The 11,939-nt window shown below is 71.1% G+C and carries 14 protein-coding genes, 2 tRNA genes and 2 pseudogenes; 13 read left to right on the forward strand and 5 right to left on the reverse strand.

Going from position 1 to position 11,939, the window contains the following annotated elements:
- Window positions 1-73: 73 nt before the first annotated feature.
- Window positions 74-913, forward strand: coding sequence for a GNAT family N-acetyltransferase (locus OH809_RS34230; RefSeq protein ID WP_406417728.1), 840 nt, complete (start codon window positions 74-76; stop codon window positions 911-913).
- A 31-nt stretch (window positions 914-944) separates the two neighbouring features.
- Here OH809_RS34230 and OH809_RS34235 read toward each other — a convergent pair whose 3' ends face one another.
- On the reverse strand, window positions 945-1,460 hold the full coding sequence (locus OH809_RS34235) for a DsbA family protein (protein WP_406417727.1): 516 nt from the start codon (window positions 1,458-1,460) through the stop codon (window positions 945-947).
- Between the two features lie 215 nt (window positions 1,461-1,675).
- On the opposite strand from OH809_RS34235, the gene OH809_RS34240 reads away from it, so the two are divergent.
- The 5 genes and pseudogenes from OH809_RS34240 (at window position 1,676) to OH809_RS34260 (ending at window position 3,185) form a co-directional block, all read left to right on the forward strand.
- Window positions 1,676-2,131, forward strand: coding sequence for a hypothetical protein (locus OH809_RS34240; protein WP_406417726.1), 456 nt, complete (start codon window positions 1,676-1,678; stop codon window positions 2,129-2,131).
- 72 nt (window positions 2,132-2,203) lie between these two features.
- A pseudogene (locus OH809_RS34245) lies at window positions 2,204-2,494 on the forward strand (LacI family transcriptional regulator); the annotation flags it as partial.
- Window positions 2,492-2,710: an acetylxylan esterase gene (locus tag OH809_RS34250; RefSeq protein ID WP_406424813.1), complete on the forward strand. Its 219-nt coding sequence runs from the start codon at window positions 2,492-2,494 to the stop codon at window positions 2,708-2,710. The pseudogene OH809_RS34245 and the gene OH809_RS34250, both read left to right, overlap by 3 nt.
- Window positions 2,710-2,862, forward strand: coding sequence for an acetylxylan esterase (locus OH809_RS34255; RefSeq protein ID WP_406417724.1), 153 nt, complete (start codon window positions 2,710-2,712; stop codon window positions 2,860-2,862). Before OH809_RS34250 ends, OH809_RS34255 begins: the two co-directional genes overlap by 1 nt.
- A gap of 167 nt (window positions 2,863-3,029) precedes the next feature.
- Entirely contained in the window at window positions 3,030-3,185 is a 156-nt protein-coding gene (locus tag OH809_RS34260; protein WP_266987865.1) for a hypothetical protein, read from the forward strand.
- A gap of 27 nt (window positions 3,186-3,212) precedes the next feature.
- Here OH809_RS34260 and OH809_RS34265 read toward each other — a convergent pair whose 3' ends face one another.
- Both OH809_RS34265 and OH809_RS34270 read right to left on the reverse strand, forming a co-directional pair.
- Complete coding sequence (locus OH809_RS34265; protein ID WP_406417722.1) at window positions 3,213-3,785, reverse strand: CGNR zinc finger domain-containing protein; 573 nt, start codon at window positions 3,783-3,785, stop codon at window positions 3,213-3,215.
- Window positions 3,786-4,159: 374 nt separating this feature from the next.
- Entirely contained in the window at window positions 4,160-4,573 is a 414-nt protein-coding gene (locus OH809_RS34270; RefSeq protein ID WP_311672937.1) for an SsgA family sporulation/cell division regulator, read from the reverse strand.
- Window positions 4,574-4,762: 189 nt separating this feature from the next.
- Here OH809_RS34270 and OH809_RS34275 point away from each other — a divergent pair, with 189 nt between their 5' ends.
- From OH809_RS34275 to OH809_RS34285, 3 genes and pseudogenes are all read left to right on the forward strand, one after another.
- Window positions 4,763-5,254 (forward strand): TIGR02611 family protein, encoded by a 492-nt coding sequence (locus OH809_RS34275; RefSeq protein ID WP_406417720.1) that lies wholly within the window; start codon window positions 4,763-4,765, stop codon window positions 5,252-5,254.
- Between the two features lie 54 nt (window positions 5,255-5,308).
- Window positions 5,309-5,380: transfer RNA gene (locus tag OH809_RS34280), tRNA-Val, on the forward strand.
- 255 nt (window positions 5,381-5,635) lie between these two features.
- Window positions 5,636-5,864 (forward strand): annotated as a pseudogene (locus OH809_RS34285) (extracellular solute-binding protein); the annotation flags it as partial.
- An 11-nt stretch (window positions 5,865-5,875) separates the two neighbouring features.
- Here OH809_RS34285 and OH809_RS34290 read toward each other — a convergent pair.
- Window positions 5,876-8,371 (reverse strand): SCO7613 C-terminal domain-containing membrane protein, encoded by a 2,496-nt coding sequence (locus OH809_RS34290; RefSeq protein ID WP_406417718.1) that lies wholly within the window; start codon window positions 8,369-8,371, stop codon window positions 5,876-5,878.
- Between the two features lie 84 nt (window positions 8,372-8,455).
- Between OH809_RS34290 and OH809_RS34295 the strand changes: the two genes are divergently transcribed.
- Both OH809_RS34295 and OH809_RS34300 read left to right on the forward strand, forming a co-directional pair.
- Window positions 8,456-8,902: an SRPBCC family protein gene (locus OH809_RS34295; RefSeq protein WP_406417716.1), complete on the forward strand. Its 447-nt coding sequence runs from the start codon at window positions 8,456-8,458 to the stop codon at window positions 8,900-8,902.
- A 39-nt stretch (window positions 8,903-8,941) separates the two neighbouring features.
- Window positions 8,942-9,013 (forward strand) — tRNA-Val (locus OH809_RS34300).
- 78 nt (window positions 9,014-9,091) lie between these two features.
- Here the strand turns inward: OH809_RS34300 and OH809_RS34305 are convergent.
- Window positions 9,092-9,817: a 3'-5' exonuclease gene (locus tag OH809_RS34305; RefSeq protein WP_406417715.1), complete on the reverse strand. Its 726-nt coding sequence runs from the start codon at window positions 9,815-9,817 to the stop codon at window positions 9,092-9,094.
- Between the two features lie 194 nt (window positions 9,818-10,011).
- Between OH809_RS34305 and OH809_RS34310 the strand changes: the two genes are divergently transcribed.
- Window positions 10,012-10,578: a DUF4365 domain-containing protein gene (locus OH809_RS34310; RefSeq protein WP_406417714.1), complete on the forward strand. Its 567-nt coding sequence runs from the start codon at window positions 10,012-10,014 to the stop codon at window positions 10,576-10,578.
- Window positions 10,578-11,858 (forward strand): hypothetical protein, encoded by a 1,281-nt coding sequence (locus tag OH809_RS34315; protein ID WP_406417712.1) that lies wholly within the window; start codon window positions 10,578-10,580, stop codon window positions 11,856-11,858. Before OH809_RS34310 ends, OH809_RS34315 begins: the two co-directional genes overlap by 1 nt.
- Window positions 11,859-11,939 lie beyond the last annotated feature (81 nt).

An 11,939-nucleotide genomic window follows, 5' to 3' on the forward strand; every position in this document is an offset into this window, starting at 1 on the left:
TCCCGGGCCGTATTGCGGAACCGGTCCGCAAAATCGGGTGACGGGCCGCTCCGCAGCGGATAGAACACCGGTGATGACCACGACCCTCCGGCCGACCGGGCCGATCCAGGAAGGCGCCGACGGCGCGAAGAAGCGCGCGTACGACGTGTGCGACAACGGACGGCCCGTCGGGGCCGTCGAGATCGGCACCGAGCCCGGGTCCGGGGGGACGACAGGGATCATCCGCGGCCTGCGCATCGACGAACCGAACCGCAGGCGCGGCCGCGGCACCATCGCCGGGCTCGCTGCCGAGGAAGTGCTGCGCGGCTGGGGCTGCTCCCGGCTGACCGTGGAGGTCGAGCCGGAGAACACGGCCGGACTGCGGCTGGCTGCTGCGCTCGGCCATACCGAGCGCAGCAGGAACATGGTCAAGGACCTGCCGCGGACCCCGCCCGTCCTGCCGGACGGGGTCACCGGGCGTCCGATGACCGAGGACGAGTTCGCGCAGTGGGAGAGCACCGCCGTCGCCGGCTATGCGGAAACCCTTGTCGCGCGCGGCGTCCCGGCGGACGAGGCTCTGCGCAAAGCCGAGACCTCCCACCGGACACATCTGCCGCACGGTCTCGCCACGGAGGGCACGTACATTCATGTCCTCGTCGATGACGGCGGCCGGACCGTGGGGCATGTCTGGGTGGCGCGGTTCGAAATGCACCCGGGGATGGTGGTCGGGTACGTCTTCGACGTCGAGGTGCTCGAAGAGTTCCGCGGCCGGGGGTACGGTCGCGCGCTGATGCTGGAGGCCGAACGCATCGCCCTGGCCGCCGGCGACGAACGGATGGGGCTGCACGTCCTCTCGGACAACACCCCGGCGGTCCGGCTGTACGAGTCGCTCGGCTACGAAACGACTCGTCACAACCTCGTCAAGCCGTTGTGACGGGTGGAAGGACCAGCCGGGTACGTCGCTGTCAGCCCTGCTCGGCGAGGAGCCGGTCGGCGATCTCCTCGATCCGCTCGCGCAGCCCGTCCTGACTCCTGCCGCCGTCCAGCCGCTCGCCGCCGATCACATAGGTGGGGGTGCCGGTCACACCGATGGCCTTCCCCTCCGCCTGGTCGGCGTCGACGATCAGTATGTGCCGGCCGTCGATCAGAGCGGTGTCGAACTCCTCGGCGTCCAGGCCGAGTTCGCGCGCAACCTCGATCAGCAGCGGCTCACCGGTACGGCCGAGCTCGTCGGTCCTGGCGAGCACGGTCTCGATGTACGGCCAGTCCTTGCCCTGCTCCGCAGCCTCCTCGGCGGCCTGGGCCGCGGCGTACGCGTGCTTGTGCTTCTCCAGCGGGAAATGCCGCAGGCGCACCTCGAGCCTGTCGCCGTACCGGGCCCGCAGGGCGTGCACATCGGTGAGGGCCCGGTGGCAGTCGGGGCACTGGAGCTCGCACCAGACGTCGAGGACGACCGGGACTGCAGGGGTGGATTCGTTCATGGAACCAGTCTCCCAGGGCCCACGCGCGCATCCCAATCGGCACCGGCACGGGACCCGCGCACCGCAGGCCCGGATCGGCTCGGCATCTTTCGGATCGGCACCTGGGGAGGATCCCGGCCCTGAAATGTCCCTGATGTGGTCCGGGATCATGGCCGCCACCCCGGTGGGCGGTGCAGGATGGAAGGGACGTTTCCCCGTTGCGCCTGGAGGTCCCGATGCTTGCCGAGACCATTTGCTCCGCGGTGTCCGCGGCGGGCTTGGGCATTGCCGCCGTGACCGCGTACCGGAAGCGTTTCCTCACCGCGACCCGGATTGCCGCCTACTCGCTGGTCCCGATCGGGCTGGTGCTGACCGGTGTCGTCGAGTGGGTCTCCAATATCGCCTTCAAGCCGAGCGTCTGGTTCGGCTTCGGGGTGCTCGGGGTGGCCTGGCTGCTCTTCATGATCACGCGCGCGGTCGAACGCCGCAGCGTCGGCACCCGCAAGGATCGCAGGGCCGCCGCGCGGGCGGCGCAGTCCGATGCCGTCGCGCCGGCGGCGTCGGCGCCCTCCCTGGGAGCCGGCGCACCGGCGGTCCAGTCACGGGCGAAGGCGAAGCCCGGGCAGCGGGCCGCTGCCCCGGGCGAGGACTTCAGTGACATCGAGGCCATCCTGAAGAAGCACGGAATCTGAAACCGGACCGTTGGCAGCCCTCGGCGATGAATCGATTCATGACCGATTCTTGACGCTGCCCAAGGGTGGGGCCCGTTCTTCGTCGACGTGGCCCGTGGTGCCGAGCGGGCCGCCCGTGAGGCGGGCCTCGGGGTGATGGTCTGCAACAGCGGTCGGAGTCCGGCGGACGAGGCCGAGTATCCGGGCCTCTTCGCCGAGCAGCGGGTGTGCGGCGTGCTGGTCGCCCCGGCCGACGCGACCGGCCGCAATCTGGAGGCGTTCAGTCGCCAACACATCCCCTTCGTGCTGGTGGACCGGGTGGCGTCCTCGCCGGGGCACTGCGCGGTCTCCGTCGACGACGTCCGCGGTGGTTCCCTCGCCGTGTACCCGCTCGATCCCGAATTCCAGTCGTACGACGTCGCGTTGAGCGCCGCCGAAATACACGACGTGACCTTCTCCGGCTGGGGCGGAGGCCGCATACGCGCCCGACTGAACGTTCCTTCGGGCGCCGAGGGCCCCCTTCCGTGCGTCGTCCATTACCTCGGTTCGGCGGCGGCCGAGGGCTGCCTGCACGACCATCTCGTCCGGCCGCGGCGCTGATGGACTTGATCTGCCCGCCGTCCACGGTCTTCGCCGCGTACAACCACTGGGCGGGACCGAAGGAGATCGAGGTCTGCCCCTGGAACGGTCACGAGGGCGGCTCCTCGGTCCACCGGGCCGCCCAGCTGCGGATGTTGCGCGATCTCGGCTGATCCGGCCGGGGTGGGGGAGGTGCGGGAGAACCGGCCGTGAGCCCGAATATGTGACAGCGGACCGGACGCCGGAGCGAATCCTTCCGGCCCCGACGGGAGTGAACTCCCGTCACGAAGAGGCGTGTTGATCGCCAACGGGGGCCGGTCTGCGTCATGATCGTCCCGAGATGGTGGACACCTCCCCGGGCGATGCCCCCGCACCCCCTGCCGAAGAGCCGCGTGGCTGCCTCTTCGCGCTGTCCCAGCCCCCTTTGATGATCTTCCTCACGGTGGTCGGCGGCCTGCTGCTGATGGCCGCGTTGCACGATCTCTTCCTGCTGTGAGCGGGCGATGAAACGGGCGGCGAGCGGTCAGCCGGCCGCTTCCCTGCGGCGTGCCCGGTACGCGGCGACATGCAGCCGATTACCGCAGGTGCGGCTGGAGCAGTACCTGCGGGAGTGATTGCGGGACAGGTCCACGAACGCGTCCCGGCAGTCCGGTGCCTCGCAGCGCCGCAGTCGTTCCTGTTCGCCCGCCACCACGATGAAGGCGAGCGCCATGCCGCAGTCGGCCGCGAGGTGGTCGGCGATCGATGCGCCCGGCGCGAAGTAGTGCACATGCCACTCGTAGCCGTCGTGGTTGCTCAGCTGCGGCGTGGTGCCCGCTGAGGCCACGAGGCCGTTGACGAGACCGGCGGCGGTCTCGGCGTCCGGTGCCGCGAAGATCTCGGCGAACCGGCTCCGTACGTCGTGTACGGCCCGTAGATCCTTCTTGCCGAGTTCGGCCACGCCGCTGATGCGGTGGCGCCGGGCGAATCGGTAAAGCGCTTCGATGCCGGCAAGACCGTCGCTCGGTCCGCCCTCCGGCTGATCGGTCTCCGGTGCGGTGTTCACCAGCTCGACCACGATGTCGAGGGCGATCCGGGTGTCGTGGGGGATCAGCACGCTTTCGCTCCCTGGCCTCCGGCGGGCGGGTGCCCGCCGATGCCGGCTGACTCTACTGGCTCGGCGAGGACGCACAGCGGCCCGAGAGGGCCCCTGGGGCCGGCGAGGAGCACTTGCCGGCCGACCAGGGGCCAAGCGGGGCGCTCGTGGGCATTGAGGGCGCACAGGCCCGCCCAGCGCGCACAGAGGGCCGGGGGCGTGCGCCCGTCATGCCTCCGGCGGAACGTGCGCCCGTCATGCCCCCCGGTGGAACGTGCGCCGACGCCGTCACCACAGTGGATTCCGTGATGACGGCGCTGGTGTCTGCCCTATGTGGTTGTCCGCGCGGCGCCGTCGCCCCGAGTCGGACGGCGCCGTGCAGCTCTCGACCTGGCTCAGCTCTCGGCCAGGATGTGTGAGAGCTCCGTATCGAGGTCGAAGTGACGATGCTCGGTGCCGGGTGGAACCGCGGTGTCGGTCCGCTTCAGGAACGACTCCAGGGCCCTGGCCGGGGCCTCGAGCAGGGCTTCGCCCTCTGGGGAGCTCAGCGCGATGCAGACGACGCCCTGGCCGTGACTACGGGATGGCCAGACGCGGACGTCTCCGGTGCCGGTGGGCCTGTGCAGCCCCTCGGCAAGGAGGTCGCGGGCGAATACCCATTCGACCGTCTCCTCCGCTCCGGTGTGGAAGGTGGCGTGCACGGCATACGGATCGGCCGTGTCATACCGCAGGCCCGCGGGTACAGGCAGTGAGGACTCGCTCGACACAACGAGGCGCAGGTGCAGCTCGCAGCTGACCGTGGTGTTCATAAGCGCCAGGGCCTTTCGCTCAGTGTGCGCTCGGGGATTCGCACGTCGGCGAAATCGACATGCCACCTACGGTGGCGTTGTAAACCCCTCTGACCCTTTTGTGGCCCTTCAGGTCGCTCGTGCGGCGGTGTGTAACTTTGGGTTATGCGGCCATTCCGGTGACAAAGGCCGTTCCGGTAGGTTGGGCCCATGAATGCGGAGAGTGACGCGCGGGGCGAGGCTGCCGGAACGGCGACCTCGGCGCCCGCCACGGGGGACGTGACGGGGGAAGTGGCGCCGGGCGTCACCGAGGGTGTGGTCAAGGAGAAGCGGGCGCTCGGCTCCCGGGCGCCCGGGTTCGTCAAGGCGTCCAGGGCTCTGCATCTGAGCTGGCAGGTCGGCGTCTTCGTGGTCGGCCTCGCCGTGGTCGTGGGGGGCATCGTCATGCTGCCCCTGCCCGGGCCCGGCTGGCTGGTGATCTTCGGCGGCATGGCGATCTGGGCGACCGAGTTCGTCTGGGCGCAGCTGGTGCTGCACTGGACGCGCCGGAAGGTCACCGAGGCCGCTCAGAAGGCGCTCGATCCGAAGGTTCGGCGGCGCAACATCATCCTCACCGTGATCGGACTCGTGATCATCGCCGTGCTGGGCGGGATCTATGTCTGGAAGTTCGGAATCACGATGCCGTGGAAGATCCACGAGTGACCCGGGGGTGGTCCGAGAGCGCCGCTGACATGGGGTAATGTTTGCGGTGTGCCCGGGCGATTAGCTCAGTGGGAGAGCGCTTCGTTCACACCGAAGAGGTCACTGGTTCGAAACCAGTATCGCCCACCGGGACAGAGGGTCCGTAAGACTGCAGAGTCTCACGGACCCTCTGCGTTTCCCGCACCGATCGGGCGCCCTCCCGCCCGTTTCCGCGGCGGTACGAGCCCCGTCCGCACGCCCTCGCCGGCCCGCCGCGTACCCCGTGCCGCGAGGTTCAAGCGCTTCGACGGATTCCGTCCCAACCGTTGACGTTGCCCCCTTCGATGCCCAGCTGTCCCAGCAGGCGCTTTCTCAACGTGGGGTGGTCAGAAGCGGGCCGCACTGATCAACAAGACGATCGCGCTGTTCGAGAAGAAGCATCCGAACATCAAGGTCGAGACGGACTTCCAGGACGTACGAGAATTTCTGGAAGAAGTTCAACACCCAGGCCTCCGCGGGCAATGTGCCCGATGTCTTCCAGAACTCCGTCGCATTCCTGCGCAGTTGCGTCGACAAGCGGGTTCTGCGCGATCTCAATTCCCAGGTGAAGGCCGGAAATCTCAACTCCGATCACGTGTTCCCTCAGCGCATCCGGCCCAGGGCGTCTTTCAGCCGCCGCGCATTCCGCAGCCGCTGCTCGTACGTCGCCCCGACCACCAGCAGCAGCACACCCGCGAGCGCAGGCGGCAGCCAGCGCGGCAGCGCGCCGACCACCTGAACCACATAGGGCGCCAGTTCGTGCAGGGCGTCCAACGCCAGCACCGCGCCGCCGAGCAGCAGCAGCGCCTGCAGCCGCAGCCGGGCCCCGGCGAGCGTGAGTGCCAGCGCCACCACGCCGAGCAGCAGCGGCCGCACCCACGACGGGTCGGTCCAGGCCGCGACGAGACTCGGCATCAGCGTCGCCGCAAGACCCGCCCCGTACGCCGTCCACGAGGACGCCGCCGGATCGCGGCGCCGCCGTACCACACCGACCACCAGCACGGGCACCGTCACCGGCAGGGTGTACGCCTCCGGAGTCGACACCCCGGAAGCCGACAACCGCACCCACGTCGCCAGGACGAACAGGACCACCGCCACATACCCGGCCGCCGGCCGCCGTTCCGCACGCACCGCCGTACCCGCCGCCAGCACCCCGCACAGCGCGAGCACCAGCGCCAGGTACGGCCTGTCCGGCGCGGCCATCCCGACCGCCACCGCACCCGCCACGGCGCCGGTCAGCTCGACCGGCAGCGCCGACGGGCCGCCCCGCAGCCGCGCCCCGAGCAGCACCGTCAGCGCGGGGACGACCACCATGATCGGCGCGGCCCGGTACGTCGCGAGCTCCAGCGACACCCCGACGGCCCCGGCGAGCACCATCCCGCACACCACGGCCGCACACGCCAGAACTCCCTGCACCACCCGGGCCGTCGGTGACCCCTCGGCACGCGTCCCCGCCGCGGCCGCTGCGAACAGCACCAGCAGCGCCCCGAACACCGCATAGGTGGCGGGCTCCGCAGCCAGTGACAGCGCGCCAGCGCTCACCGCCCCGACCGCACCGCACACCAGCGCCGCCGGCGCGACCGGGCCCGCCCCACGACGCAACACCTGTACCGCCCCGGCGAGAAGCGCCGCGACCAGCACCGACTGCACCACCACCGCGGCCGCGTACGGAGCGTCCAGCGCAACGGGCACCACCAGCAGCCCCGCCCACCCGGTCACCAGCGCACCGGCCCCCGCCGCACCCCGCCACGATTCGCCGGGGGAGATCACCGCACCGGCCACCCGCACCCACTGGGGCCACCAGCGGTGCGCCGCCCCCAGCAGACCGGCCACCACGAGCAGAATCACCGGCGCCGTGTACAGCTGCGACCACTGCGCACCCTCCAGCCCCAGCGCACCGCGCACGCTGCCGTCCGGCGCACCCGACCACACCGGGGCCCGCCGCGACACCGGACCCGCCAGCGTCATGGCGGCCGCCGGCGCAGCCGCCAGCACCGCGCCCGAGGCCACCGCAGCCGACGCCCACAGCACGCCCTGCCCGGCCGGACGCGGCAGCGGAGCCCGTACCGCCGCACAGAGCACCAGACCGCACAGCAGATACACCGGAACCGACCAGTCCTCGGCGACCCCCGCGCGCAGCACACCACCTGCCGCCGCGACCACCGCCAGCCCGGCCACCACTCCACCGGCCACCGCGATCTCCTTCGGCGCCCGCCACACCGCGAACAGTGCGACCGCCGCGCCCACCAGCAACAGTGCCCCCGGGGCCACGGCGGAGAGGGGCGAACCAGCCGTCACCGACTGCGCCAGCGCCACCAGCGCCCCGGAGAGCCCCGTCACGCATCCGCAGACGGACGCGGTCACCCGGACCCCAACACCCTTGCCCCACCGGGCGATCGCAGAGTCCAGCATCGCTGTCAGCACCAGCGCCCAACCGAAGACCGAGGCCGAGGCATCCGCCGACCACGCCCACAGCACCAACGTGAACTGCGCACTCACCACGGCCACGGGCAGCGGCAGGCGAAGCTTGCCGAGTGCCAGACCGTACGCCGTCCACACCACCGCGAGCACCGCCGACGCGACCGCGGTGAACCCGAGACCGTCCGTGTCCGGCGCCGCCACCGCGTGCAGCGCGTACGCATCCAGCACCATCAGCACCAGAGCCAGTGCACCGAGCGACTCGGCCGTCGAGGACAGACCGCGGCGCAGCAGCAGCGCGGGCGCGGCCGACGCCGCGACCGTCACCAGGGCGAGCACCGCCGAGCGGCCGCCTATCCCCAGATGACCCCAGCTGACCAGGGTGAACGCGATCGCCGCGATCGTCAGCAGCAGTCCGCCGAGACTCAGCAGCACATTCTGGGCGTTGCGCGGCGGGACCGGCGCACCGGGAGAGCCGAACGGGGGCGCGGGCCACTGCGGATACGGCTGCGCCGGTCCGGAAGGCGCCGCGGACGCCGGTCCCCCAGACGCGGCCGGCGGCTGCAGCACACTCACCAGCCAGGCACGACGGGTCAGCAGCTGCATCCGGCGGGCGTCCAGCCGGACCAGTTCGCGGTCGAGGAGCGCCAATTCCTCGGCGGGCGGCGGCACATGTTCCATATCCGGGAGTGTGGCGCGGCCCACAGATCCGGACATGCGCTCGGATACTCAGGTACGGGACTGAGTACGCGCAGACTGGGACCCATGGACTGGAGCCACTACCGCTTTGTGAGCATCTGGGACGTATCCGCCCCGCCCGATGCCGTGTACGGAATCCTGGAACGCGCCGAGGAGTACCCGCAGTGGTGGCCGCAGGTTCGCGAGGTCACCTCGGTCGACGACACCACCGGAACCATACGCATCCGCTCCGCCCTCCCGTACGACCTGGTCATGACCGTCCGCGCGAGCCGCCGCGACCCGGCGGCGGGGGTCCTCGAAGTGACCCTCGACGGCGACCTCGACGGCTGGGCCCGCTGGACCGTCACCGCACAAGGCACCGGCAGCCGCGCCACGTACGAGCAGGAGGTCGAGGTGCGGCGGCGGATCATGCGGCTGCTCGCGGTGCCCGGACGCGCGGTGTTCCGGGCGAACCACGCCCTGATGATGCGGTCGGGACGCAGAGGACTGGCGGCCCGACTCGAAGCAGTTTGAACCACACCCGCCGAGACCTGTATGGTTCAGTCCGTTCCCGGGCGATTAGCTCAGTGGGAGAGCGCTTCGTTCACACCGAAGAGGTCACTGGTTCGAAACCAGTATCGCCCACCCCGGGAGAGGCCGGTCCGTCAGCACCACCGACGGACCGGCCTCTGCGTGTCCGGAACCACGCCGGGGCGTCCGGGATCACGCAGCGGCGGGCAGCTCAGGACGCAGCGGCCAGGCCGGATCCACTGTCTCCGGCGTCCCGCTCTTCGCGAACCACGCCTGCAGACCGCGCGCCTGCGCCGCATGCCACACCGTCTGCAGCGCGTGCAGCTCCGCCGGGGACAGCCGCTCCAGCCGCGACGAAAAGCGCCGCCCCACCGCCCGTACCAACTCCAGCGACGCCGCCGCATCGGCCGCCGCGTCATGAGCGCCGTCCAGCATCACCTCGTACAGCGCACAGAGATCGGTGAGCGTGCGCCGCCCCTTGCGGTAGCGGTCCAGGTGCTTGTCCAGGACCCGGGGATCCAGCACGCACAGCGGCGTGTTCCCCAGATAGCCGGCCAGTGACGACGCCCGGTGCCGCTTCAGCTCCCGGTCGAGCAGCGTCAGATCGAACGGTGCGTTCATCACGACGAGCGGGCGTCCGGCCGCGCACTGCTCGGCCAGTGCCCGGGCTATCTCCTCCACCACGGGCGCGGGCCACCGGCCGTTGCGCTGCAGATGGTCATCGGTCAGACCGTGGATCTCGGTCGCCCCCACGGGCACCGGAACCCCCGGATTCACCAGCCAGCGGGTGACGCGCATGCGCCCGCCCGCCGCGTCCTGGACGACCAGGGCGGCCGAAACGATCCGGTCCTCCTCGACGTCCACTCCCGTTGTCTCGGTGTCAAAAGCGGCCAGCGGCCCCTCGTACCAGTGAGTCATCCCCGAACTCCTCGTGCCTGACCGGCAGATGGCGTGATTCCCCTGCCCGATTCGGTGATACCCGCGCCCTTTGCCTGATACGCCGTTTGCGGACCGCTCGCTGCGGTGACAACACAGAGGACAGGCAAGGAAGTTGTCTGAGGACGCATCGACCGAACCAACCGATCGGCACAGCCCGGAAGGCATACGGAGCCATGGCGCTCGCGCAGCCCGACCCGAGCGGGCTGTTGCCCCAGCGGATCGCTCCGCTGCGCGGCACACTCGCCACCACCGCCTGCATGGAGACCCTTCAGGTGGGTTACCTGCACGCGGTCGCGGCCGCGGCGGGGTGCTCCCTGTCGCAGCCCTTTCCCGACAACGGCATCGACTGGCATGTCAGCCACGGCGCCCCCGGCCACACCGTCGACGACGAGGTGACCATCAAGGTGCAGCTCAAATGCACCTACCAGATACCGCCGCACCCACCCGGACCGACGTTCGCCTTCACGCTGGACAACGCCCACCTCGTGAAGCTCGCCCGGACGCCCGTGTCGGTGCACAAGATCCTGGTCGTGATGCTCGTACCGCGCAGCCAGGACGACTGGCTGCGCGCCGGGCACGAACGGCTCGACCTGCGGCACTGCTGCTACTGGACCGACCTGGCCGGCCACGCGGTGACAGGCCGGCACAGGACCACTGTGCGGATCCCGACCACGCGCATATTCGACGACCGCGCGCTCTGCGAGATCATGACGCGGGTCGGGGCGGGAGGGAGACCCTGATGCACCGGCCGATGGACGAGCCCGCCGACAGCACGATCCCGTCGGGCACGCGACCACACCCCAGCGAGACCGTGACCCACTGGCCCACCGCCCTGCCACCCTCCGGGGACATCCCCGACCCCGCCCGCGTCGACCCCGCGGTCCTCGGCGCCCTGCTCGACCGGCACGGCTGGCACCGCCGCGGCGGTGCGGCCGGACGCTACAGCCGGTGGACCCCACCGGGGGCCGCGGCACCCTACGGCGGCACGAGCCTCCTCGTACCCGACACCACCGCCTTCCCCGACAGCGAGGACCTGCTCGGCGAAGCACTCACGGCGCTCGCCCGCAGCGCCGCCCCCTCCGCCCGCGACGTGCTGGTCTCCCTCGCCGTGCCCAGCGACGAGATCCGCTGGTGGCGCGATGTCCCCGACGGCGCCGCCGGTCCCGCGAGCGCCGCCGGAGCGGCCGGCTGGACTGCTGCGGAGCAGCTGCGCGCCGCGGCCCGGCAGATCCTGCTCGCCGGAGCGCTCGCTGTGCGGGCCCGTACCGGGTTCCACGGCGCACGCCACCGCCGAAGGGCCCTCGCCGCGCTCGAAGGCATCCTCGTCGGGCCCGCGCCGGGCGGCCGCGACCTCACCGCCTGTCTCCCCGTCGAAACCGGCCGGGCCGTCGCCGTACGGCTTTACCACGCCCTGCACGCCACCCGCGAAGCCATCGACTTCCAGCGCGCCACCGGAGGCATGGAAGCCTTCGACAGCGCCGTCGAGGCGGGCGTCAGCCGGGAGCTGACCGAGTCCGTGATCGCGCTGGTCCGCGGCTCGGAGGGAACGAGGATCTCTCTCGCCTGGGCACTTGCCGCAGGAACCCCCGAAGGCTGCCCCGCCCGGCCCGAACCGGTGGAGTTCTCGCCGGGCGACCTGCCCGCCCTGCGCCGGGCGGGAGCCCGCTACCAGCAGGACGAACCCGCCGTCGCGGTCCGGATCACCGGTGCGGTCGTCCGGCTGCGCCGCTCGGGACCGCGCGGCGCGGGAATCGTGCGGCTGCGGGTGCTGGCGGGCGCCGAGGTGCCGCACGTGCGGCTGGAGCTCGACGAGGAGGCGTACCGGATCGCGGGCCACGCCCACCTCGTCGGACTGCCGATCCGGGTGGAGGGGCGGCTGGAGAGCCGGGGCGGCTTCCGGCGGCTGACCCGGGCCTCGCAGGTGGTGCCCGTACAGGTCGACGAGGCGGAACGGGACCGGCTGATGAAATCGCTCCAGGAGAACGTCGACTACTTCGAGGAGGCCTGCACGGGCGAATAGCCGTCAGAGAGGGGCCCGGCACGGTGACCGCCGACTGCCGGAACGAACCCTTTCGCGAAGGGGGCCGTCGGCTCGGTACGA

The sequence above is a fragment of the Streptomyces sp. NBC_00873 genome (genome assembly GCF_045207415.1).
Lineage (GTDB): Bacteria > Actinomycetota > Actinomycetes > Streptomycetales > Streptomycetaceae > Streptomyces.